The sequence below is a fragment of the Oceanicoccus sagamiensis genome (assembly GCF_002117105.1).
GTDB classification, from domain to species: domain Bacteria; phylum Pseudomonadota; class Gammaproteobacteria; order Pseudomonadales; family Dasaniaceae; genus Oceanicoccus; species Oceanicoccus sagamiensis.
In genome coordinates this window covers 2604726-2628042 of record NZ_CP019343.1, presented here as the reverse complement: position 1 = coordinate 2628042, position 23317 = coordinate 2604726, and the positions used below count along the sequence as shown (strand labels likewise).

The following is a 23317-nucleotide window of genomic DNA, read 5'->3' as shown; positions in this document are numbered from 1 at the left end:
CCTTTTGCTACACAGGGAGAGAAAGGTGGATTGCAATCCACCCTACGCCAGTAGTTCGTCGAGACGTTCGGCCATGGCGGAAATCGCCTGATCAGGAAAGAGTAATAATAAATCACCATTAAAGGCACGGCCCTCAAGGTGATAATTAATTTCTACTACCAGAATATTTTTCCAACTGGATACCAGCGACTCACACACTACATTCAGCGATTCATGGCCAACCAGTTTGGGTGCCTCAGACTGGAAACCCAGCCCCCATTGCTCAGATAAAGCATCCAAACAGGTCTGCGCCATATTGCGGCAGGTTTCAGTGATAAGATCATCAGAGTTCGCCAATTCCGGCATCAACTCTTTCAAATCATCCAAACTATCTTCCGATAACATCACCAGTGCCAGGCCGGACAGTTCACTGCCATCCTGCTGGGAGGCAAATAGTTGGCTGGCAGCATAAATACCTGAGGAAGAGCTAAAGCTATTTAACGACTGGGAAAGCTGGTCGGCTTTGATAATATTAATCACCGGTATTGGCAACGTAACAAAGACGCCCAACTTACGGGCCAGAGTATCGCCCACCTGACCTACGGCTACATTGCAAATCTCTTGCAGGCAATCGCGCTGGTCTTCCGAATACTGAAAGCTGTCGTTAGAGAGCGCTGACATCAAAACAAACCATACTGTTGTAGAACGGTTAATAATTTTTCACTGTTGATAGGCTTGCGGATAAACTCCAAAGCACCGAGCTTGGTGACACGGTCGCGAGCTTCTGGCTGGATATCGGCAGAAATAACGATAACCATACACTTTAGCCCTTCAGCCTTGATCGTCTCCAATACACCATAGCCATCTAATTCCGGCATGGTTAAATCCAGGAAGACCATCTCTCCCTTGCCTTCCCGAATAGCCTCTACACCCTCTACACCATTGGTAGCAAAGGTAATATCTACCTCCCACTCAGGTGGCAAAGAACGCGCCACCTGCTTGCGAGCCATATTAGAGTCATCACATATCAATAGCGGTATGCCCATGAACGCCCTCAATCCTCTCTTACTCAATAAAGTTAAGCTGTTTCCTAGCCATTTAGTATAGTCGGGTGTTGGGATTTACCTAGCCAGAATCGCGAATTTAACCAACAAAAATATACCTTTAGCCACGATTTAACGATTGGCGGCACTGGCAACCATCACATCCTCTAGCGCCACCCCCTCACTGTTCCAACTGTCCAGCACTGAGGCCAGAAACTGGGCCTGGCTAAATAGGGACTGCAACTCCGCCTCAACCCCTTTTTCACCGGAGTAGGTGGGCACCTGCCGCAATTCGGCGGCGAGCGGGTGCTTGGGGTGTTCCATACGGTTGACTTCCAAGCGCCAGCGGATGCTATGCACCATAGTTCGGTAGAAAGCGAGCTTGGTATGAAGGTCGATGACACCATAGTTGGTCAAATCACCAAAGGGCTTAAAGTCAGTGGCAAAGAGCAGGCATTGTTTGCTGCCCGGTTGGGCGGCAACGGTCGCTTTGCGCTCGTGATTGCACAACAGGGCCAAATCACCAAACAGTTCGCCGGGGGTAATAGTATTCAGAGGTTCAGCCTCATCCAAATACACCGAGAGCTGGCCTTTAATCAGGAAGTACAGCCATGAGCCGCGGTCACCACGGCGCATAATGGTTTCACCGGGCTCCAGCTCCACCAGACAGGAGTGCCGCATAAGGACCGCCAACTGCTCCTGGCCTTGAGTTTGTAACTCCTTAAAGAAAGGAATGTTTCCTAACAGCGCGCTGATTTCATCGTGCTGATAGGCGGATAGATCTTTTATTTTCATTCGCTATGGTTTGCCTGTGCTTTACTCGGGCGACTACCCGTACTTCTGCCGGTATGGCCTTGGCAGGCGCCTATAAAAGCGATGCCAGAAACTTAGGTATAGCTTTTTTACAGAAAAATGCGATATGGATTATCAGAAGTGTTAATCAGGCCCGATATTATTCCCCTAAGTGACTAAGATTAATACAAATAAGGCCGATACCTTACAAAAGACAAGGCTTTACTTTCAGCAATCCTGAACTACATTGAAAAGATACTTAAATGGAATAAAACTGCTGTGGGGTCACTTGCTTGCAGTTATAAAGGAAATAGCCGAGTAAATGGGTTATCACATTCTATTTTCTGTTCGAATTAGCTTTAATAAATTTAATAGACAATAACAAGGTGATAACTGAATCACCTAAGAATTTAGCCAATACCATGACAAAATTATTTGTACATTTACTAACCGACCGCCTAAGCCAGACCTACAAAGCCCTCGCCTTGATAGCGGCGTTAGCGGCTTGTGCTTTTTCGCCCGCCGCGGTGCAGGCTCAGGATGACAGCTTTGATGAACTGCCGCTGAATGGTCTAGCCGCCTATGTGCAACTGCGTAAAGAATACTATATCGGTGGCCTTTACCTTGAAAGTCTCAGCCAGGATTCCAGCTCAACCTTTAACTTCTCCGGTAGGAAGCGCATGGAAATGCGTATTACCATCGACAAATGGTCACCCCGCCGCTTTGCCCAACAGTGGAACCAGTTAATCCTGATCAATAACGATCAGGAATCACTGGACGAGTTTGCCGACCAAATCCTCGCCTTTATTGATATGCCCAAAGACGATCTGATAGCCGGCGATAGAATCACCATCGATCTGGACCCTGAGCGAGGTACAACGGTTTACCTTAATGGCAGCAAAGCCTTTAGCGAACGCAACAATGCCTTTTTCGATATTCTGCTCAATACTTGGATAGGCCAACGCCCACCATCCTCTGATTTTAAAAACGATATTCTTACCCTGCCAACCGATGCTGAGGGTACCGAGTTACTGACTCGCTATGAAAACCAAAGCACCGATCAGGCCAGAGAGAAAAAGGTGGCAGCCTGGTTTAAGTCTTCCAAGAGCAGCTCTAAAGCCGCTGCCAGCAAGCCGGCAACCCAATCCGCATCAGTCGCACCACCGAGCTCAGATACCGCAGTAACCGCCAAGCGCAGCTCTAAAGCCGCCCCGGTTGCTGTTGCCATTGCGGCCCCGGTTGCTATTGCACAGCCCAAGGTCGCCGCACCAGCAACCAATATAGAATTAGCCAAACCGACACTGGATAGCTCAGCGTCACCGGCACCAGCGCCGAAAGCAGCAGAGCCCAAAGCTGAGCCTAAGCCAGAACCCAAGCCTCAACCCAAGCCAGCCAAAGCTGAAGAGAAAGTGGCCGCCGCCAAACCTGCTCCCGCCAAAGCCGAGCCCTCTGCCGAAGACGCTGAGCAAGCCAAGTTGATGAAGGAGTATCGCTCCACGGTGCTAAAGCTAACCTATCTTAATACCCAGTACCCCAAGCGAGCTATGGACTTTAAACAGGAAGGCCTGGTAGTAGTGAAGATCACGGTAAGACGTGATGGCAAGCTGGTAGACCTGACGGAAACTACCAAGTCCAAGCATAAACTGTTAAATAACGCCGCCCGTAAGGCTGTGAAGAAAACCGCCCCCTACCCCGAGGTGCCCAAGGGTCTTAAAGGCGATGTTATTGAAGTCAGCATGCCCTTCAACTTTAAGCTGTAAACCATTTTCAAAGCCAAAAAAAAGAGCTCATCAGAGCTCTTTTTTTTGGCCGGTAAAAAACCAACTATTGAATGGCAGGCAACTTCTGCGAGATTACTTGCTGAATCCCGCTGCGCTCAAGCGCTGATCGGCTACCCAACTTATCTAAACGAATACTGTGCAAATGCAACGCGGGTACTTTGTTTTCAATTTCCCGCAGGTCGCCTTTCATCAGAATCGGTAAAAATGGCTTATCCGCTGGGCGACGCTTATTAATTGCCCTTAAGCCTGCTTGCAAGGGTACAACGCGGTACTTCTTCTTGCCGTCACTCTTAAAAGGAATCGTCAGGTGCAAACCCTGCTTGCCAATCAACTCACCGGGCACAATGGTTAAACCGGTCATTTGAATCGCGTCTTCAGGCACACTCTGGAAAGTATCGTGATAGGCGTAAGGGTCAGGCAAGATCACCATCTTGCGGCCTTCATCTTCAGGGAAGAAGATATTGTAGTTACTGTAGAGCTGCTCAACCGAGCCGGAATAAACACAGAGTTTATTCTCAAAGCGCTTTACAAATTCAGTGGCGAGCTGACGGTGCTGGAACTCGTCCATATCCCAAATCAGATCATTGTTGGCTTGCTCAGTCGTCATTACCTATTCCTCTTTACCGCTATCCGTTAATTAATTGACGTAAAAGTCCGTTAAATTTTGTCGTTGGGATAAGTATATTGCAGAAAAAAACTATAACAAACATGGAGTTAACACTTTTTAAGCGACAGATAAATGGCACTCAAGCCAGAAGTAGGCGCTAATTTCCTAAGTGCCTGAAATTGTTAACTATTCACACTTATTAGCGGAATTGTGATTATTCCACCTATTTAGACTGTTTTTATCTAAGCCCAAAATCAACAGCCGGGCCACTAAAGTCAGGCCGGGATCACACCCCCATACTGGTCAGGGTCACCATAATATTATTCAGGATACCTGCCACCGTTGGGTGGTCACGCTCAAACCCAGACACCATTTCATCGACCTGCTCAACCAGGCTATGGGGCTCGGTCAATAATGGTTCTGTCAGCTGTTGCTCGATATCGACAATCAAGTCACTCAGCTTATCCTTATCTGCCTCGGGTGCGTGCAGGCCCTCGATGGCTTGATTGAGTTGGTCTAAGTACTCACGTAGTTGCTGTTGGTCCATCGCACTCTCCTCGGTCACGGTCTATTTTAAGCATAGCATTCAAGGGCTATTTCTATAGCGAACAGATCAAATAATCGCAGTTAAAAAAAAGGCCCTGCGCAAGCAGAGCCTTTTAATTAAAGGGTCAATAGGGCGTTACATCGGCATGGAGTAACTAAAGATGATCTGCTCATAGCCATCACCTCTGTCACTGTAATTGACACTAAGATTAAGGCTGGCTTCATTAAAGACATTAACGGAACCACCAACGGCAGCCGAGATATAAGAGTCATCCTGAGCCTGGAAGCTGGGTAGCTTATAAGACTGGAAGTTCAGGTTGGTATTACGTGCCGAGATACTTTCAGTCTCATCTTCCTGCTCTTCGGCACCAAATACTTCCGCAAAAACACGGATGCTATCGGTCAACTGACCGCTGCCAACCACACCATATCGCCATACCAGGCTTTTGCGACGCTGTTCGCCCCAGGCGTAATTTGAAAGCTCGCCGCCAGACTCGGTGTAGCTATCAACCGTCGTATTGATATATTGCACGCCAATAGCCGGGGCCAAATGCCAGGAGTCAGAACCTAACAGGTCATAACCTGCCAAACTATCTACAGTCCAGGCATGGCCATCGGTGTCACCCTCTGCGGTCAGATTATTAACACCCAGGCTAAATTCACGCTTTATTCCGTCATAGCTAAGTACAGATAGCGCAACGGTGGTATCAACAAAAAGCCTATCCTGACGATAGCCGAACATACCACTCAGACCCCAAGACTCCGACTCAATATCCGCGCCATCGATATCCAACTCTTGCTCGGCCAGCGTTAAGGCCAAACCGTAAACCAGTGAATCTGAAGCAACAAAGGTTCTACCCACGGTGATACTGGTATTTTCGGTTTCAGGCGAATCACCATTGTCATATTCGTCTGTAGCCATTTCACCCGCTACAAATAAACGGCCCTCGGCCTTACCCCAACGTGAGCGGCGTAATTCATCAGCACTAACAGCACTCTGGGTTCTGCCTGCAGTCAGTGCCAGCTCTGGTAATAGGCCGATAGTTTGCGGGGCAGCAATAATATTATTGAGATAGTCACCAAACAGCTCGCTGGTTTTTTCCGTTGGGTGCAGGGTATCGTTAAACACCAGAGCGCGTGGGTCCGGGGCTGTTCCACTAATACCAAAGGTTGGGTGCTCAATACACCCCCCACCTGAAGAGTCGTAACACATTGAGCGTTGATCAAGAGTGACTGTGCCCACCGTTAAATCACCATTGGCAAAACCATAGGTATCGGCATTTTCAAAAACATAATCAATAAAGCCGGCAATATCGACCGGGATAATATTAACATCCGGTAATTGCAGCGCTGCCAGGGTTTCTACTCCGCCGTTATAGCCCTCAGTAACCTGGGTAGCGCCAGCGGCAGCTCCCAAAGCAGGGGCGTTGGCCTCAATCGCTTGAACAGCCGGCGTGTTTGCAAGATCAGGGACATTTGCCACCATAATATATTTGGCACCGGCATCCGCCAGATCTCCAATTGCCTGAATATAATTAGCCGCAGAAATACCAATCTCAGCGACAGCTTCATCAGGATCACCAAATAAGATTCTACGCAAATCGTTACCGCCACCGTCAATTAAAATAAGTGTGGACGATGAGATCTGGCCATTAACATTGCTAAGGTAGGCATCTCTAGACCCCGCAATAGGAAATTCAGCACTGGGCTGTAGGCCCGCACCAGACACTGAATCCAGAATCTGAGCGGTTTGGAAGCCACCCACACCATAATTACTTCCACCCTCAACTGCAGGCACCAACTCCAGCCCTAAACCGGCCGCCAGAAAATCCGGAGCTATAGGCGCATACACTCCGGGGGCGGTCTCATTAGTAAAGCGAAGTCCATTGCCGTAGTTACCGGTATCCATCAAGCTATCACCGAATACCACCAGCTCAGTAAAATTTGATTGGGCACTGACAGACAATGACATTAAAGACGCCGCGATAGACAGCGCTAAGGTTTTCTTCAACATTTCCCACTCCTGAGCTTAGGCTCGATTATTATGCTTTCTTCTCCAGTTTTACGGTCAACCGGATGATACAGATTAAAATGATAAGACTTCTTAAGCGTAGTTGAATAGCGAATAAGCAACAACAACCAATCCACTCACTTGTCGATGACAAATACGATCATTTACGTTATAAACCTGTCGCGAAACAACGTTTAATAAAACCGCCTACCAGCGAGAGATAAAAATGCGATTAAAAGTAACCGGCCTTTGCCTGATTGTGCTGTTAAGCGCCTGCTCAACAAACAAGCCGGCTAATACCAGCCCTTATATCAACGCAGAACTAGCGCAAGTCAGCCCGCAAACCGCCCCTTTAAAGCAGCGTATCCTACTATTGGGAGATGCTGGGCATTCCGCGATTGACCCGTTGCAGCCCAGCCTGGAAAAAGCCATCAACCGTGCCACTCTGGCGCCGGAAAAAACCACCGTGGTGATGCTGGGAGATAATATTTATTTCTTTGGCTTCCCCAATAAAGATGAGGACGAGCAGTACTCTGCCAGCCAACTGGAAGATATCAGCCATCTAGAGGCGCAGTTGCAGATTGCCAAACGCAGCGGTGCAGAAATGTATATTGTACCGGGCAACCATGACTGGTATGCCGACCAGGTGGACTCCCAAGCCCAGTATATTGAAGACTATGCCAGAGACAACCAGCTACAAGCCGAGTTCGCCCCGCACCGAGTTAACGCCGACCCCTTGCCTGAAATTATTCACCGGGACGGTATCAGTATTGTATTTCTCGATAGCCAATGGCTAATTAAAGCGGAGGAGACAAGCTACCAGCAAGCGATTGAACATTTAGAGCAACTGCTGCAAACCACCGCCCGAGACTATCCGGATAATTTACTCCTGCTCACCGCCCACCACCCCATGGAGACCATGGGCCCGCATAATGGCTACTATACCCACCGCGGCTATCAATTTGCCATGTTTATGCTGGAGCTGTTCAGGGAGAACGATCAGGATATTGAGCACCCAAGATACCAGCGCATGATCAACGATATGGAACGATTGTTAGCAGATAAAAAATCGGTATTTGCCGCAGGCCACGACCATAGTTTACAAGTGTTTAAAGACCCCGAGGGCAACGGCCCTCAATATCGACTGGTTAGCGGTGCCGCCAACACCTCAAAAGTAAGCGGTGTAGGCACCAGCGATACCACCGACTTTGCCCTCTCTCAGGAGGGTTTTATGGAGCTGGATATTTTAGCCAACGGTATTTTATTAAAAGTCTACGATATTTATAATGAGCAACCCGTTCACCAACAGTGGTTATGGCAACCAGAATGAGCTCAATAAGTAATAATAAAACCAGCGACAGCCACGCCAAAGTCAGTGACAAGCCCCTGAGGCAGCAGATTGATGTGGTGGCGGAGTTTCACGCCTATAAGATTCACCCCCAGCGTATTGCTTACCGCACCGGCATCGAACTGGATTTAGTCACCGAACTGATCAACGGTGATAGCCATCAGCGGCTATTTAAAAGCCTGCTTGCCCGGCACCGCAGGTCACGGCGCGACCAGCGCTTGCAAAAATCTCTGCGTAAAACCGGCATTGCCCAGGCCGAGTTACAAGATAAGATTGAGCAGGATTACCAAGCCTCCACCAAGCCTAAAACCCTCAACTGACTTTTCTCCAGGCGTAAAAAAGGCGCTATAAAAGCGCCTCTCTCGACAATGGCTGGAATTACTCAGCAGCATCGCCCTCTTCCGCAGCGGCTTCTTCAGCAGGTGCTTCTTCAGCTTCTGGCTCAGGCTCTGGCGCAGGGGCTGGAGCAGTGACTTTGATCAGCTCTTCAGCCAATAAGATTTTTACTTTGTCATCACCATTAACAGGCTTATTATCACTGCCAACTACTGCATAACGGCCATCACGACGTTGTGAAATAGTGTACTCGGAGGTTTTTTTAACAACTTTCATACTTTTTTCCTTTCTACGATTAAATAGGTTGTTGTTGCCCCAATTCAGGGCCGCGCAATAAGACCATAACTGGGCAGAAAGCGCAATAGAAGCCCTGCCCTGCTACTGTTATAGGTACTTCAGTACCAGCACTTTCTCCAGGCATTTTCTCCAGACAATAAAAAGGGGCGGGCAATAATGCCCGCCCCAAAAATGCACGTAGATAATGCTTACGTGCTCTCCCTCGAGACTCTACGAAAAGCCCATATTGTATTTAGCTACGCAACAATAAGGCTATCGGCTTAATTCTGTAACGACTACTGACTACAAATTGACAACGTAATGAATATACTGGATGGCCACATCGTGAAACTCTGCCCAGCGCAGAGAACGCAATCACCAAAAGAAATGTATACAGCGCACCACCTATCATCTTGATCACCCGGTACACCTTTATAGAGGTTAGATTAAGTATAGAAGACATTTGGCGACTGCCAAGTAAATACGTAAAAGAAATATTAGCTTCCTAATCTCCCCCGTATCAACGGCCCAATCACCTCCCCAGACGGCAAATCACCGCTATACTTAGGGCCAAATATCATCAGGGACCCCTTATCCATGGCCAGCCTTATTTCTCGCTTTCGCGCCGTATTTGGTGCTAAAGAGGCTAAACCCGCCCATACCATCAGCGACGGTATCGAGGTGGTACAACCCAGCACCTATAGTATCCTGACCGCCCAGTACGGCTTCTACACCACCATTATCGGCAATATCGATGATAAAAAACCCCTGACCCTCCCCCAAAAGCTGGTGGTTAGCGTGGTTGAAAAAGCTATGCAGGAGCAGGATAAGCGTATCAAGGCGGTGCCCCGCCTGCCTTCGATTATCCCCAAGCTATTACAGAGCCTGCGCAACCCCAAAACCTCCGCCAGGGATTACGTCAATATCATTAACAAGGACCCGGCACTCAGCACCGCTGTACTCAAACTCGCCAATAGCGTTTATTTCAACCCTATTGCTAAACGGGTAAACAGTATTGAAACTGCCGTGGTTAAACTGGGGATTGAAGGGCTGCGCTCGGTACTATCAGCCGCGGTAATGCAACCGGTTATCCAGCGTAAGTCCAGCTACTACGAGCAATTTGGCCACAAGCTCTGGACCCACTCCCTTTGCTGCGCCGTGGCCTGTGAGCTGATCGCCAAGCAGCGCGGTCTGGAGCCCTATAAAGCCTACCTGCTAGGGCTGGTGCACGATATCGGTAAAATCACGCTGTTTAGCGAGCTGAGCAATCAATTTAAGGCCAATGCCAAAGAAGAGCAGCCGGGCTACGCTGCCTTTGCCCCACTGATGCAGTCCACCTCAGAAGCCCTCAGCCATACCATTGCCCAGGACTGGAGCTTGCCAGAAGAAATCTGCTCAGCACTACAGCAACAGGTTAACCTGACCACAGGGGACCCTATTGGCCCCTATGCCCATGTGTTATACCAGGCCAATCTTGCCTGTGAGATTTATGCTATTTGCCGCAAGGATGATAGCCAGCAAGCGGCTGCGGAACAGGCATTGGAAGATATGTCGCTGCCGGCAGACTTATTTCAACAATTAGATTCACTAAGCATGGAGCTATAGAACTGGCCATGGCAACTCTTACGGGCATAGCGCTGCGCAAAAAATCCAAACAGCCAATGGTCACACTTAGTACTACCACAGTCAGTGTTGAGTTTGGCGTCGCAAATGATTTACGTGGCAAGCCTGGCAAACGTCAGGTGACGGTGATGTCAGAAGAATGCTGGGTGGCGGCCTGCAAAGAAGCTGGCACGGAACTACCCTGGACCGCCCGCAGAGCCAATTTGCTAGTAAGCGGCATCAGTTTTTCTCGTCAGGACCTTGGCAAAATAATTAGCCTTGGCGATGTGCAGCTGCGCATTACCGATGAAACTGCACCCTGCCACTGGATGGATAAAACCTACCCCGGACTGAGGTCAGCATTAACACCAGCCTGGCGCGGCGGGGTTTGCTGCCAGGTTATTCAAGCGGGAAAAATTACTACGGGTGATACCGTGACCGTAAGCTCATAGCAATGCGGCCAGCCCCACGAAGCACTTTGGGTCTCCCTGCCCCTGAAAACAGCCACCTCACTGCCTAAGATTACGCATTCTTTTAAGTTTGTTGAAACCACTATCGCAGGGTGGCTTATAATCCACCCTGCGGGCAAAACCCTTGCAAGAAAACGTAAACGTGATGCCAGAGCTGTGCTTAACTTAATAACATCCCTTCCATCGCACTGATAAATAATTCCCGTTGTAATTTTTGCCCCTGATAAATTTGTAACAGAGGCACACCTGTGCGCGCAATAATAATGGTACTTAACAGGGCATCACCATTGCGCAATAAACCTTTGCGCTGAATTTTAGTCATGAGGGTTTTTAGCGCTGCGGCAAATTGATCGTGGTCCTGGCTAATAATATGCTGGTACTGTCTTCCTAAGCGGACAGCCAACACCATACCGCTGGCATACTGCTCCCACAAAGTGACATAGACATCGAGTAACTCTCGCATTAACTCAACGCCGTCCAGAGACTGCAAGGCCTTAAACTTTTCTGCACCCTCAATAAAAGCCGGGCAGGTTAATTCGGCCAGCACGGCTTCCTTATTGCCGAACAAACGATAAAAAGTACTGCGGGCAATACCTGTAGCCTCGAGGATATGTTCAACACTGACATGCTCAAAACCCTGCTCGACAAATAACTGACCACTGGCATGTAATACTTTTTGCCGTGTTTTGGTCACTCGGGCCTGGGGCTGGTTCGCCTTATTTTCATTGCTTTTGGCCATCCGGCCTCCATCGAACAAAAACCATAGATTGTGTCTTGCTTTAGCACTTTGCAGGGTAAATATTTGTAAATCCAAAGCGCAGCCTAGCATATAGTAGAACAGTAATGTTTCGTTTTATGGATCTCTGTGCTGTAATCTCCCTATCCTATAATTCTAATATCGAGCCTGTTTGCAATGCCCTCTATCATCAAAAAGCTAAACCTGAGTGTTAAGTCGCCATTAGTCATTATCGCTGTGGCGCTAGTAATCAGCTTGCTGATTATTACCAGCAAACCCAGAATTAGCGTTAAAGCCGTTGAGCGAGTGTTGCCCAATGTGATGATCACCTCGGTCGCCCCTAAAGCGGTCACCCTAACGGTCTCTGCACAGGGTACTGTCACCCCTAAAACAGAAACCAACCTCACCCCTGAGGTCGATGGCCGGGTAAAAAGTATTTCACCGCAATTGGTTAGCGGTGGCTATATAGAACAGGGGCAGGTATTACTCAGCATTGATAATGAAGACTATATCGACAAAGTAGAACTGGCCAAAGCAGCTAATACCAAAGCCGAAGTCGAAGCGGAATTAGCCAGCGCAGAATTAAAACGGCTAGAGCAATTACACCGCAAGGGCCTTGCCAGCGAATCACAACTGGACCAGGCCAGACGCACCGACCGAGTCGCCGCTGCCAATGCCACCGATAGCCGGGTTCGTCTTAAACAAGCCCAGCGCGATTTATCCCGCACCGAATTACTGGCGCCCTTTAATGGTCGCATCCGCAATGAGCAAGTGGATATCGGGCAATTTATTAGCCGCGGCGAAGATATTGCTACTGCCTATGCCACAGGTTATGTAGAACTGCGCCTGCCTATGGTTGATAGCCAACTGGCCTATCTGAATCTACCACTGTCGAATACCAGCAACTTGCAGCAACACCAACATGCCGATGTCACCGTCAGTGGCGAGTATGCGGGTAAAAGTTATCAGTGGCAGGGAAAGCTGGTACGTACCGAGGCAGAACTCGATGCTAATAGCCGTATGATTTATGCCGTAGTAGAAGTGGATAACGGCGCTATCGGCTCTGGCAAACCACCGTTGCAAGTGGGTATGTTTGTCGATGCTGAAATTACCGGGCGCAGTTTAAATAATATTAGCCGCCTACCCAGAACCAGCTTATACGATGACACCTCAGTCCTTGTTCTTGACCAGGATAATCGCCTGCGGGTTAGAAAAATCGATATCCTGCGGATTGATCAGGATTATATTTTAGTCAGCAAGGGGCTAGAGGCAGGAGAAAAAATTGCTGAGGCACCTCCCACCTTTGTGATTGATGGTATTGAAGTGATGCCGATCGATAAAACCGCAGATCAACAAAAGGCTGCTGCACTATGAACACCATGATTCGCTGGTTTATAGATAACCCTGTTGCGGCCAATTTATTGATGTGGATATTTATCATAGGTGGACTGCTGTCATTTCCTTCCATCTATCAAGAAGAATATCCAATTATCGATACCGATACGATTAGCGTCAACGTGGCCTATTTGGGCGCCACCCCGCTGGAAATGGAAGAGAGTGTTTGCATTCGTATTGAAGAAGCGATTGAAGGTGTTGTAGGGATTAATAAACTGCGCACCCGCGCACAGGAAAATAATTGCCGCGTTGATGCAGAGCTGGTCGCCTCAACCGATAAAGCTCGGTTGATGAGCGATATTAAAAACCGTGTCGATACCATTTCCACTTTCCCCAGAGATATAGAAAAACCAGCCGTTTCAGAAATGGTTTTCACTTCTAAAGTGATGCAAATTGCTATCTCAGGTGATACTGATGAACGCACCTTAAAACGTCTGGGTGAACGAGTACGGGATGATTTATTAGGCAAGCCCGGTATTTCGCAAATCACTTTAAACTATGTACGCCCCTATGAGCTTACCCTGGAAGTTTCTGAGCTTAATCTGCGCCGCTATGGTTTAACCATGCAAAAAATTGCCGATGCAGTTCGCAATAGCTCTATTGACCTGCCCGCCGGTAGTATTCGTGCCGCCAGCGGCGAGGTAATGTTACGCACCAAAGAACAATCCTATAGCCGGGAAGATTTTGAACAGGTGGTGGTACTAACCCGTGCCGACGGCACACAGTTAAGCTTAAAAGATATTGCCACCATCAAAGATGGCTTTGAAGAAAGCGAAATGATTGCCCGCTTTAATGGCATGCCAGCGGTTATTGTCGATATACAACGGGTTGGCAACGAAGATATTCTCGCTATTGCCGATAATGTAAAAGCCTATGTTGTAGCGATGGATAACTGGAAGCCGGATGGTATTACCGCCACCATCTGGAACGATGAATCTAACGACTTGGTTGAGCGACTTGATGTATTGGCTGACAATGCGATTAGCGGCATGGCTTTAGTATTGATCTCTCTTGCAATCTTTTTAAATTTGCGACTGGCTTTTTGGGTAGCCGCCGGTTTAGCCATTGCCATTCTTGGCGCACTCACTCTGTTCCCCACGTTAAATATCGCGATCAGCACTCTCTCCGTTATCTCGTTTATTATGGTTATTGGTATATTGGTGGATGACGCTATCGTCGTCGGCGAGCGAGTTTTTTCTTATCAACGCAAAGGACTGAGCTGGCGCGATGCTGCAGTTACTGGCACACAGGAAGTATCCATCCCGGTGATCTTTGGGGTTTTGACCACGACTGCTACATTTTTGCCTTTAATGTCTATCCCCGGCCACCTCGGGCCATTCTTTATGGTGATCGGTGTTGTTGCTATTCTGGCACTGGTATTTAGTATTATCGAGTCGCAATTAATTCTACCTGCGCACTTGGCTCACCCATTTAAGCAAGAAGAAAAATCGACTGGAGGCTGGCATAGTTTTCAGCAAAAAATCTCCGATAAACTGGAAGATTTTGTTGAGCAAAAATTTCGCCCCGCATTGATTGTCGCCCTCGACAATAGGCGCACCACCCTCGCCATTGCCTGCTCTGTTGTCTTAATCACCCTCTCCATGCTCATCAGCGGCTGGATTAATGTGCAGTTTTTCCCCGCCATTGCAGGCAATACTATTACGGTAAGGCTGACTATGCCGGAAGGCACGCCGCTGAGTAAAACAACCGTAGTGGTAGCAAAACTGGAGGCCGCAGCAGAACAATTAGCCACCGAACTGGATAGCGACTACCCCTTGGCCGAGGGCAGCCATTTACGCTTTTCACTATCATCTATTGGCGGTAGTACCGGTGCAGGTTCACACGGTGGTATCTCCACCAGTGATGCCAATATGGCTGAAATTATTTTAGAACTTGCGCCCTCAGAACAGCGGCCGGTGACTACCAGTATTGCCAATCGCTGGCGCGAACTAACCGGCCCCGTACCTGAAGCGGTTGAGTTAGCCTTTACGGCCACTGAGGTTTCAGCTGGTGCCCCCGTTGATATTGAGTTTCGCGGCAGGGATATTAATGAATTGCGTTTAGTGGCGGCAGAACTGCGGCAATCTCTAAGTGCCTACCCCGGTGTCTTTGATGTCAGCGATAGTTTTCGCGGCGGCAAGCAAGAGATCCAGTTACAACTTCTACCGGAGGCACAAACTCTCGGCATTACCGCCGCTGACCTTGCCCGTCAGGTTCGGCAGGCTTTCTTTGGCGAAGAGGTTCAACGTATTCAACGGGGGCAGGATGATATTAAAGTGATGCTGCGCTACCCTGAAGACCAGCGCCGCTCCATTAGCCATTTGGAAAATATGCGTATCCGCAGCGCCGATGGTACGGAAGTGCCCTTTGCTCGCGTAGCTACTTTTCAATTAGGCAGAGGCTTTTCTACTATCAACCGCGAAGATGGACAGCGACTGGTGCGGGTTACGGCGGATGTTAACCGCGATATTGTGATGCCGGAAGAAGTGTTAAGCGCACTGCGTGAAGATGTTATGCCTGGTCTGTTAGCCAACCACCCCACGGTAAAATTTTCCTTGGGTGGCGAAGCGGAACAGCGCTCCAAAGCTTTTTATGGTTTGATTAAAAGTTTCGCCCTAAGCATGGTGCTGGTCTATACACTGCTGGCCATTCCACTGAAGTCTTATCTGCAACCGCTAATTATTATGAGTGTGATTCCCTTCGGTGCCATTGGCGCGATACTCGGTCACTTTTTAATTGGCCAACCGCTAGCCTTTTTCTCAATTCTGGGCATTGTGGCGCTATCCGGTGTGGTGGTTAATGCCAGCCTGGTGTTGGTGGATTATGTTAATCGACAGCGGCGGCAAGGGGTGGCTTTAAAGGTGGCTCTGGTTGAGGCAGGCTGTGTACGTTTTCGCCCGGTGCTATTAACATCGGTCACTACCTTCTTAGGTTTATTGCCGATTATTTTATCCCCCAGCAAAGAGATTGGATTCTTTATGCCTATGGCGATATCGCTGGCCTTTGGGGTGCTATTTGCTACTGCAATTACGCTATTTTTAGTGCCCTGTATTTATTTAATGTTTTCTCCCAAACAAGATTATATCGCTGAAGAAAAAAACCTCAGTGACAATCAGCACGCCAGCGCTTAACGGCTGGCTTTTCGATCCTGGCGCTTTTTAAGGCGGTGGGCCTGGCTTAGCACATAAGTCTGAATGGCCGTCGCCTGCTGCGCTGTTAATACATCGCCGTGAGAGCGCATACCATTAGACTCCAGCAAGCCGCCTATCACGATGTCCTGCCATAGACCATGGCGAACTTTATCGGTATAGCGTAAGTCCGGTAGTACACCACCGGAAACGGCGGACAGACCATGGCACATAAAACAATAGGTGCCATAGAGAGCCTTACCCTGCTGAATCACTGCCTTATCCTTAGTGGGTAAAGGTATGGGATCGAGCACCCGATCGGTTGGCTCCGGCATGGGCATTGTTTGATGAGCTCCGAGTTTAAAGGTCACCACACGATTCATATTTTTTACCTCTGCCCACTTCGCCGCTGTGGGCCCACCGACTAAACCACCGCCACCCCCGCGGCCTACCAGAACCGTTATATATTGCTCGCCGTCAACGGTATAGCTAACAGGTCCGGGCATAATGGATGTCCCGATATTAAAGGACCATAAGCTTTTACCGGTCTTGGCATCGTAGGCAGAAAAAACACCGGAACCCAAACCCTGAAAAACCAAATTACCCGCTGTGGTTAAAGTGCCACCGCCAAGTTTAGTTTGATCAATACGCCAAACTTCTTTTTGTGCCACCGGGTCCCAGGCCAATAAAAACAGGGAGAAATTTAAACTGGCTTTACCACCATCGGGTGCTTTTGCTTTTACATTAAACCCTTTATCAATAAACCCGGAATTATCAAAGCCCGGTTCTGGTTTAAAGTTCTCGTTGATACGGTAGTAATTGGGAATTTGCATCGCGGCAAAGTACACCAAACCGGTTGCCGGATTAAACGACATAGGCCGCCAGTTATGCCCGCCACTGGGCCCCGGAACAATTAAGCGGCCCTCATTACCATAAAAAGCTCCGGGGTAAATCACTGGCCGGCCGGTTTTTTTATCGATATGGGTGGCCCAGTTAACGTCAACAAAAGGCTCTGCTGAAATTAACTCGCCACTGCGTCGGTCTAACACATAAAAGAAACCGTTTTTTGGGGCCTGCATTAATACTTGCCGTAGCTGCCCATCAATGGTCAGCTCCGCCAAAATAATATCTTCCACCGCCGAGTAGTTCCAGGACTCCCCCGGTGTCGTTTGATAATGCCAAACGTATTCTCCGGTATCAGGGCGAACCGCAATAATCGACGATAAAAATAAATTATCGCCGCCACCGGGACTGCGCTGCTTAACGCTCCAGGGGGTGCCATTGCCAACACCAAAGTAAAACAGATCCAACTCAGGGTCATAGGCCATGGCATTCCAGACCGTGCCGCCCCCTTTTAAGGACCACCAGCTATCTTTGGACCAGGTCTCTGCCGCCATCGCCACTGCATCCGTTTCGTGGGGGCCATCTTTACTCTCAGGCACTGTATAAAAGCGCCATAGCTGTTTACCGTTATTGGCATCGTAGGCACTGATATACCCTCGCACACCAAAATCCGCCCCGCTATTGCCAATCATCACCTTGCCTTTAACCACCCGTGGTGCACCGGTAATGGTATAGGGGTAACGCTGGTCGATGGTTAGGGCTTCCCAGAGTAGCTCGCCCGTAGCTGCGTTAAGCGCCAGCAGACGACCATCCAGAGTAGCGCTATAAATAGCGCCGCCCCAAGCGGCTACGCCTCGGTTTATCACATCGCAGCAGGCGTGTTTGGCCGCCCAGTTACGGTTCACTTTAGGGTCATAACGCCAAAGCTCGCGGCCGGTTTTAGCATCAATAGCCACGATAATATTCCAGCTGGCGGTCACATACATAACGCCATCCACCACAATAGGTGTCGCTTCAATACCCCGCTGAGTATTTAATTCAGCAAACCAGGCCAGGCCTAAAGTTGAAATATTACTATCGTTGATTTGTGTCAGCGGGCTAAAACGCTGCTCACTATAGGTACGGCCATGGGACAGCCAGTTGTCGCCGTCATGGGCGGCATTATTAAGCCGTTGCTCGGTGACTTGGCCTTGCGGGTATTGGTCGGGCGAAAAAAAACAGCCCGATAGAGTGATAACACCGACCAGCAATAACAGGCGGGGCTGCATGATTATTTCCCTCTAATAGTGGCCTTGTTATCTAGTTGGCCGGTATTAGCCGCAAAATTTTCGAGCCGGCTTTATTCTCCAGTAAAACATAAAGCTCACCGTTGGGGCCCTGCTCAATATCGCGAAAACGCGCCAGGTCTGAGATAATTTTTTCTCGCTGTACAACGCTATTATTTTTTAGCTCCAGCCGCCATAAATCTGTAGCGCGTAAAGTGCCCAGTAAGATGTGCTGGTTCCACTGTGGAAATTCACTGCCTGAGTAAAAAATAAAACTCGATAACGCCGGTGACGGTGTCATATCCATGACCGGAAATGTGACGTCTTCACGCTTAACCACTATGCCAGTTTTTTTCTCACCATTAATCGGAAAGCCGGTGTAGTTGGTACCGTTAGTAAAATGTGGCCAACCATAGTTGCCGCCCTTGACTAACAAGTTGAGCTCATCGCCGCCTCGGGGGCCCATTTCCGAGCTCCACAACTGGCCGGTGCTGGCATTAAATTCCAACCCCTGCACGCTGCGATGGCCGTAGGTCCAGATGGCTTTAATCGCACCGGGCTGGTCCACAAAGGGGTTATCTTCAGGAATCCGGCCATCATCGTGCAGCCGCATCACTTTGCCGTAGGGGTAGCGCAGGTCCTGGGTACCGTCATAATCCATCGGGCCTTTCATACCAATGGAAATATACACATAGCCCTTATCATCAAAGGCAACGCGGCCACCTGCTGATAAATCAGTGGTATCGGTATAGGTATTAATATCCGCCTGCCAAATCACTTGCTGGTCAACCCACTGGCCGTCTTTTATCCGGCCACGCACCAGGCGGTTCATTGACACGGGACGTTTTGCCTTGCGGGCATAGGTGTTGCAATCACTACAGCGGTCGCCATGCTGAAGATAAACCCAGCCATTGTTTTTATAGTCCGGATGCAGGGCAACGCCCATCATCCACCCCAGACCATTGACCTGACCTAAAAACTGACCGGCATCATCATAGGCCGGAGGTGTCCCTTGCACCATCACAGAACTACCATCTTTAGCCACTAAACGTAAGCCATGCATCCGCTCTGTCACCAGAAAACCACCCTCCGGCAGGGGAGCAATAGCAAAGGGCATAGTAGCAATCCCTTCTGCGACAGTCTGGTACTGGAAGCTATGCTGCTCTGTCTTTACCGGCTCGGTAGGAATGGTTAACACCATACTGCTGTTTTTATCGAGTATGGTGGTGCCCTGCCGCTGCTCGGCGACATATAAAGCCAGATTAAGGATTTTGCCTTCTTTGATCACGCCTTCCCAGGCGGGCATTCCGGCTGCGGGGTAACCTTTCCGGATACTGTTGGCCAGTTCTTCGGTCGTTTCGCCATGGCGTAAATCGACGCCCACCAGGGCAGGCCCAAGGCCAGAACCTCGAAGGTCTTCACCATGACAGGAGGCACAGTTTTTATTAAATAAGCTGATAAAACTGTCTTTCATTTCCAGCTTACTCATTTTCTCCCAATTGACTTTGAGCGGTTTAAAACCCAGCTCAGTCTTCTCTTCTGCAGCCACTGCCAGACCACAAAATAGTAAAGAGGTGGTAAGAGCCGTTGAAAGTAACGTTTTTAGCATTAAAGTTCCCAAGGTAGTCTCCATGCGCCTATGCCCAGAGCTGAGGGCCTGACTAAAGCGGTTATGGAAAAGTGTCGTTGAATACATAGTGTAAGGGATTTCTGGCACGATAATCTTCGAATTTATTTACTTTTGTTAAGATCCAATAAGCCCTTAAAAGGCGGGGCTTAGGGGCTGACTCGGGGCTGATTAGGGGCTGTTTAAGCGCTCCCGAGCCTCGCTTTCAGTATGCACTAATTCAATCTGCCAACCGGTGTCATGCATAAGAAATTGATAGAACGCCGCCAGCGATTGTGAGGCTTCATCCTGCCCCATAATCATAATTACCTTCATAGTGGGTTTGCTTTTTGATTGAGCTACCGACACAGCGGCTACTTTCTCAATATCCTGCTCGCTCACGACCGTTTTATGCAAAGCAGAACCATTCACAATAATGGTCTCTAAAGACTCATAACACTTGTCATTACTCATCGCCAGCGTGGCGTCCAGAGCCTCGTCTCCGGTGACCTCTCCGGTATATTCAATCAATAACAGTGACGGGGTCTCCCAATGTAAAGCAATCGGCAACGCTTAGCTCCTTTGTTAGCCATGACTATTTGAGTATAAAACAAACAAGTTAAGAAGAAAGGTTTTATTAATTGACAAAATAACAACAACACAGGTATTAGTAAGAATCATTATCAAGCATTGCAAATCTTCCCCAATCACCGGAACATAGAGCAATCACGCGTTTTACGGGCTATCTACTATGCTTGATAAGATAATAACGAACGATAGAGATATCATGGACACCACTCTGGAAACACGGACAACGCTGCCCATTGATCTGATGCGAATTCTGCTGCTGGCTCTGTTGATGGCGCTGCCAGTCAGTGGGCTAAGCGCAGCCCCCTTTTAGCTGAGCAGGACAGCAGCGGAGAACGGCTATTCCAACGTTCCTTGATACTGATACCCGGTGAAACACTCACAAGCGCAGAAGTCCGTCAACAAGATCACAACTTTCAGGCCATTGGCTCACTCAACAAGATACAAACCGATGGCAAACATCCTTTCTGGCTGCGCTTCACCCTAAGCAATGTCAGCGACCACACGCAGTATTTTTCATTGCTATCCCGAGAAAGCCCTTTTTTTCAAAACGCTACCCTGTATAAAAAGGGTCAGGGGTTATCCGGGCAAACCATGATAAGGCAGGCCCATAGCCTGCGGTTTTTTAGCCTGCCCATTGATATACCGCCCAACAGTGACGCCACCTATTATCTGGAATTACCAGCAGAAATAACACCCGCCAAATTAGAGCACTTAAAGCTTTACCCGGCAACAGCGCTCTATAAGTTGCTTAGCAATCATTTGGCGATTGCGTATTTAACCGCCGGCATTACCCTCAGCCTGGCGCTCTATAACCTGTTTCTGTTTATTTATACTAAAGAAAAACCTTATTTATATTATTCGGTCTATGTTTTATTTGCGGGTATTTTCTTTTCTTTCCATGATGAAATTGGCTATCCATTTTTCGAGCAGATTGTACCCGACAGTTTTGATATTGGGATTTTGCTATGGTGGTCTATTGCACCGGGGCTGGCCGGCTTAGTCTTATTTTCCAGAGGTTTTCTACAAACTAAGGAACTGTACCCCAAGCTGGATAAACTTCTATTGCTACTGTTCTTCGCCACCCTAACACTATCAGTGAGCGGCTTATTTCTGGAGCGTGAAGTTATCCGCGATAGCTCAGTATTGGTATGCCTGATACTTTATCCCGCCCTAATGATTTTGGGTGTTTTTGCCTGGCTGACCAAAGAGACTCACGCTCGTATTTATGTGATCGCCTTTCTTTGCTATTGGGTGATGGCATTGCTGGGTGCTTTTTCCATTCTGTATGGCAACCAGATCGAGGTTGCTGCTGACTATATGGAACTAACCCGCCTCGGCTTAATTGCCAACCTGGTCTTGCTCTCGATTGCACTGGCCAACCGTATACAATCGCTAAAAGAAAAACAGGTAGAAGCCATTGCCGATGCCAAAAGCGCGGTTGATTCTTCCAGCTTGAAAAGTCGTTTTCTGGCCAATATGAGCCACGAGGTCCGCACACCCATCAATGGGGTGTTAGGTATGGCGCAAATTATTAGAGACAATGCCAAAGATGAAGCCGAGAAAGCCAATGCCGATATTTTATTAAGTTCAGCGGATAGTCTGCTAAATGTTGTAAACGATATTCTGGACTTTTCTAAAATTGAAGCGGGCAAACTAAAGATCAATAATGAGAGTTTTATTATTGGGCAAATTTTTGCTTATATCGGTGCGCTTTATCAGGGCATCAATACCAACCCCAAGATAAAATTTACTATTGATATCGACAGCCAGTTACCGGTGTTTATGATCGGTGATCAATTGCGCTTAAAACAGGTATTAAATAACTTACTATCCAATGCCTTTAAATTTACTGAAAACGGCGCCATCACACTGGAATGCAAGCCTCTTGGTGAAGCTAACGATGGCTACCAGAGATTAAAATTCAGCGTGATTGATACGGGGATAGGGATTGATAATGAAGGCCAAAAACGTTTATTTGCCCCCTATGAGCAGGCGGATGCATCGTCAACTCGCCGCCAGGGCGGTACCGGCTTAGGGCTATCCATCTCTAAACAATTGATTGAGCTGATGGGTGGCGATATCGGTGTCAGCAGCTCCCCCAACCAAGGCTCTACCTTTTGGTTTACGCTAAACGCTAAACTGGATGTGGAACGCCAACAACAACTCAACCAACAACGAGCAAAACTGAAGCGCAAAAAAATCGCGGTTATTTTTTCCAATGCCAGCCACGGTAAAAATCTCACAGCTCACTTTAATAGCATCGGTATGGAAGCTACCCTGTATATTACTGAGCAAGAGCTACCACCGCTAAATGCCAATGATGTTGATATCGTGATGACCAGTGATCATATCGGCCAGTTATTACCGGAATTGTTACAGCAGTGTATAAGCATGGATATTCCCATTGTGATATCACGCTCCAATTATGGCGAGTTTGAAGAAGACTGGACGCAGTCGGCAAGGGCTTATTTTTTGTTTATCCCAGCTGATATTCTGGATGTAGAGAATAAAATTATTGAAGCCCTTACTGGCTATGATCATTCTTCTCCGGACACCACCGCCCCGCTGGAAAAATACAGCCAGCAATACAACATTCTGGTGGCCGAAGATAACAGTACCAACCAACTGGTAATCCAATCACTGCTATCGTCACTGGGGCAGGCGATCACCCTGGTCGACGATGGTGAGCAGGCGCTTAAAGAATATACCGACAAGCCAAACCACTACGACCTGATTTTAATGGACTGTGAAATGCCTGTGCTTGATGGTTATAAAGCCACTAAAGCCATTCGTCAGTGGGAACAAGAAAACGCTATTGAGGCGACTTATATATCGGCGCTAACGGCCCATGCATTAAGCGAGCACGAACAAAAATGCCTGCAAGCAGGTATGAATGAAGTGATTATCAAACCCATCAAGCGCGATGGTCTGTTAGCTCTGCTCGAAAAATTGGCTTGAAGCT

19 protein-coding genes are annotated in these 23317 nt (G+C 48.3%); 8 read left to right on the top strand and 11 right to left on the bottom strand.

From position 1 onward, the window contains the following. Positions 1 to 42: 42 nt before the first annotated feature. The 3 genes from BST96_RS12005 to BST96_RS11995 form a co-directional block, all read right to left on the bottom strand. A complete protein-coding gene (locus BST96_RS12005) occupies positions 43 to 660 on the bottom strand; it encodes a hypothetical protein (RefSeq protein ID WP_085758943.1) in 618 nt (205 codons plus the stop codon). Then, positions 660 to 1025, bottom strand: coding sequence for a response regulator (locus BST96_RS12000; protein ID WP_085758942.1), 366 nt, complete (start codon positions 1023 to 1025; stop codon positions 660 to 662). The genes BST96_RS12005 and BST96_RS12000 overlap by 1 nt, the downstream gene beginning before the upstream one ends. 129 nt (positions 1026 to 1154) lie before the next feature. Continuing rightward, positions 1155 to 1817, bottom strand: a complete 663-nt coding sequence (locus tag BST96_RS11995) for a cyclic nucleotide-binding domain-containing protein (RefSeq protein ID WP_085758941.1) — start codon at positions 1815 to 1817, stop codon at positions 1155 to 1157. Positions 1818 to 2236: 419 nt separating this feature from the next. Between BST96_RS11995 and BST96_RS11990 the strand changes: the two genes are divergently transcribed. After that, positions 2237 to 3574 (top strand): TonB family protein, encoded by a 1338-nt coding sequence (locus BST96_RS11990; RefSeq protein ID WP_085758940.1) that lies wholly within the window; start codon positions 2237 to 2239, stop codon positions 3572 to 3574. A gap of 64 nt (positions 3575 to 3638) precedes the next feature. On the opposite strand, the gene BST96_RS11985 is transcribed toward BST96_RS11990, so the two are convergent. The 3 genes from BST96_RS11985 to BST96_RS11975 form a co-directional block, all read right to left on the bottom strand. Beyond that, positions 3639 to 4202 carry a hypothetical protein gene (locus tag BST96_RS11985; protein WP_085758939.1) on the bottom strand — a complete coding sequence of 188 codons (564 nt, stop codon included), beginning with the start codon at positions 4200 to 4202 and terminating at the stop codon, positions 3639 to 3641. Between the two features lie 286 nt (positions 4203 to 4488). Continuing rightward, positions 4489 to 4749, bottom strand: coding sequence for a DUF4404 family protein (locus tag BST96_RS11980; RefSeq protein ID WP_085758938.1), 261 nt, complete (start codon positions 4747 to 4749; stop codon positions 4489 to 4491). Between the two features lie 135 nt (positions 4750 to 4884). Beyond that, on the bottom strand, positions 4885 to 6762 hold the full coding sequence (locus BST96_RS11975; protein WP_085758937.1) for an autotransporter outer membrane beta-barrel domain-containing protein: 1878 nt from the start codon (positions 6760 to 6762) through the stop codon (positions 4885 to 4887). A gap of 223 nt (positions 6763 to 6985) precedes the next feature. On the opposite strand from BST96_RS11975, the gene BST96_RS11970 reads away from it, so the two are divergent. Together BST96_RS11970 and BST96_RS11965 are read left to right on the top strand one after the other, a co-directional pair. Further along, positions 6986 to 8089, top strand: a complete 1104-nt coding sequence (locus BST96_RS11970) for a metallophosphoesterase (protein ID WP_085758936.1) — start codon at positions 6986 to 6988, stop codon at positions 8087 to 8089. Beyond that, entirely contained in the window at positions 8086 to 8427 is a 342-nt protein-coding gene (locus tag BST96_RS11965; RefSeq protein WP_085758935.1) for a hypothetical protein, read from the top strand. The genes BST96_RS11970 and BST96_RS11965 overlap by 4 nt, the downstream gene beginning before the upstream one ends. 58 nt (positions 8428 to 8485) lie before the next feature. Here the strand turns inward: BST96_RS11965 and BST96_RS11960 are convergent, their stop codons facing one another. Beyond that, positions 8486 to 8719, bottom strand: a complete 234-nt coding sequence (locus tag BST96_RS11960) for a hypothetical protein (RefSeq protein WP_085758934.1) — start codon at positions 8717 to 8719, stop codon at positions 8486 to 8488. 597 nt (positions 8720 to 9316) lie between these two features. Here BST96_RS11960 and BST96_RS11955 point away from each other — a divergent pair. Together BST96_RS11955 and BST96_RS11950 are read left to right on the top strand one after the other, a co-directional pair. Beyond that, positions 9317 to 10324 (top strand): HDOD domain-containing protein, encoded by a 1008-nt coding sequence (locus tag BST96_RS11955; protein ID WP_085758933.1) that lies wholly within the window; start codon positions 9317 to 9319, stop codon positions 10322 to 10324. Positions 10325 to 10332: 8 nt separating this feature from the next. Beyond that, positions 10333 to 10773: an MOSC domain-containing protein gene (locus tag BST96_RS11950; RefSeq protein WP_085758932.1), complete on the top strand. Its 441-nt coding sequence runs from the start codon at positions 10333 to 10335 to the stop codon at positions 10771 to 10773. 178 nt (positions 10774 to 10951) lie between these two features. Here BST96_RS11950 and BST96_RS11945 read toward each other — a convergent pair whose 3' ends face one another. Continuing rightward, positions 10952 to 11530 carry a TetR/AcrR family transcriptional regulator gene (locus BST96_RS11945; protein WP_169713978.1) on the bottom strand — a complete coding sequence of 193 codons (579 nt, stop codon included), beginning with the start codon at positions 11528 to 11530 and terminating at the stop codon, positions 10952 to 10954. A 174-nt stretch (positions 11531 to 11704) separates the two neighbouring features. On the opposite strand from BST96_RS11945, the gene BST96_RS11940 reads away from it, so the two are divergent. Both BST96_RS11940 and BST96_RS11935 read left to right on the top strand, forming a co-directional pair. After that, on the top strand, positions 11705 to 12901 hold the full coding sequence (locus BST96_RS11940) for an efflux RND transporter periplasmic adaptor subunit (RefSeq protein WP_085758930.1): 1197 nt from the start codon (positions 11705 to 11707) through the stop codon (positions 12899 to 12901). Further along, complete coding sequence (locus tag BST96_RS11935) at positions 12898 to 16053, top strand: efflux RND transporter permease subunit (RefSeq protein WP_085758929.1); 3156 nt, start codon at positions 12898 to 12900, stop codon at positions 16051 to 16053. Before BST96_RS11940 ends, BST96_RS11935 begins: the two co-directional genes overlap by 4 nt. Here BST96_RS11935 and BST96_RS11930 read toward each other — a convergent pair. The 3 genes from BST96_RS11930 to BST96_RS11920 all read right to left on the bottom strand — a co-directional run bounded on the left by BST96_RS11930 (position 16050) and on the right by BST96_RS11920 (position 20334). Further along, positions 16050 to 18161, bottom strand: a complete 2112-nt coding sequence (locus tag BST96_RS11930; protein ID WP_085758928.1) for a PQQ-dependent dehydrogenase, methanol/ethanol family — start codon at positions 18159 to 18161, stop codon at positions 16050 to 16052. The genes BST96_RS11935 and BST96_RS11930 overlap by 4 nt on opposite strands. A gap of 31 nt (positions 18162 to 18192) precedes the next feature. Further along, positions 18193 to 19767, bottom strand: a complete 1575-nt coding sequence (locus tag BST96_RS11925) for a PQQ-dependent sugar dehydrogenase (RefSeq protein WP_169713977.1) — start codon at positions 19765 to 19767, stop codon at positions 18193 to 18195. Between the two features lie 189 nt (positions 19768 to 19956). Beyond that, positions 19957 to 20334 carry a hypothetical protein gene (locus BST96_RS11920; protein WP_085758926.1) on the bottom strand — a complete coding sequence of 126 codons (378 nt, stop codon included), beginning with the start codon at positions 20332 to 20334 and terminating at the stop codon, positions 19957 to 19959. Between the two features lie 372 nt (positions 20335 to 20706). Here BST96_RS11920 and BST96_RS11915 point away from each other — a divergent pair, with 372 nt between their 5' ends. After that, the gene (locus BST96_RS11915) at positions 20707 to 23313 is read left to right on the top strand and encodes a hybrid sensor histidine kinase/response regulator (protein WP_085758925.1); all 2607 of its coding nucleotides are present in this window, start codon (positions 20707 to 20709) and stop codon (positions 23311 to 23313) included. Positions 23314 to 23317 lie beyond the last annotated feature (4 nt).

Excerpts from the sequence above, each read along its gene's own strand:
- BST96_RS11960 (WP_085758934.1), bottom strand. The coding sequence starts at position 8,719 with ATGAAAGTTGTTAAAAAAACCTCCGAGTACACTATTTCACAACGTCGT.
- BST96_RS11970 (WP_085758936.1), top strand. The coding sequence starts at position 6,986 with ATGCGATTAAAAGTAACCGGCCTTTGCCTGATTGTGCTGTTAAGCGCC.
- BST96_RS11995 (WP_085758941.1), bottom strand. The coding sequence starts at position 1,817 with ATGAAAATAAAAGATCTATCCGCCTATCAGCACGATGAAATCAGCGCG.
- BST96_RS11980 (WP_085758938.1), bottom strand. The coding sequence starts at position 4,749 with ATGGACCAACAGCAACTACGTGAGTACTTAGACCAACTCAATCAAGCC.
- BST96_RS11930 (WP_085758928.1), bottom strand. The coding sequence starts at position 18,161 with ATGCAGCCCCGCCTGTTATTGCTGGTCGGTGTTATCACTCTATCGGGC.
- BST96_RS11990 (WP_085758940.1), top strand. The coding sequence starts at position 2,237 with ATGACAAAATTATTTGTACATTTACTAACCGACCGCCTAAGCCAGACC.
- BST96_RS11975 (WP_085758937.1), bottom strand. The coding sequence starts at position 6,762 with ATGTTGAAGAAAACCTTAGCGCTGTCTATCGCGGCGTCTTTAATGTCA.
- BST96_RS11925 (WP_169713977.1), bottom strand. The coding sequence starts at position 19,767 with ATGCTAAAAACGTTACTTTCAACGGCTCTTACCACCTCTTTACTATTT.
- BST96_RS11940 (WP_085758930.1), top strand. The coding sequence starts at position 11,705 with ATGCCCTCTATCATCAAAAAGCTAAACCTGAGTGTTAAGTCGCCATTA.
- BST96_RS11965 (WP_085758935.1), top strand. The coding sequence starts at position 8,086 with ATGAGCTCAATAAGTAATAATAAAACCAGCGACAGCCACGCCAAAGTC.
- BST96_RS11935 (WP_085758929.1), top strand. The coding sequence starts at position 12,898 with ATGAACACCATGATTCGCTGGTTTATAGATAACCCTGTTGCGGCCAAT.
- BST96_RS11985 (WP_085758939.1), bottom strand. The coding sequence starts at position 4,202 with ATGACGACTGAGCAAGCCAACAATGATCTGATTTGGGATATGGACGAG.
- BST96_RS12005 (WP_085758943.1), bottom strand. The coding sequence starts at position 660 with ATGTCAGCGCTCTCTAACGACAGCTTTCAGTATTCGGAAGACCAGCGC.
- BST96_RS12000 (WP_085758942.1), bottom strand. The coding sequence starts at position 1,025 with ATGGGCATACCGCTATTGATATGTGATGACTCTAATATGGCTCGCAAG.
- BST96_RS11950 (WP_085758932.1), top strand. The coding sequence starts at position 10,333 with ATGGCAACTCTTACGGGCATAGCGCTGCGCAAAAAATCCAAACAGCCA.
- BST96_RS11945 (WP_169713978.1), bottom strand. The coding sequence starts at position 11,530 with ATGGCCAAAAGCAATGAAAATAAGGCGAACCAGCCCCAGGCCCGAGTG.
- BST96_RS11955 (WP_085758933.1), top strand. The coding sequence starts at position 9,317 with ATGGCCAGCCTTATTTCTCGCTTTCGCGCCGTATTTGGTGCTAAAGAG.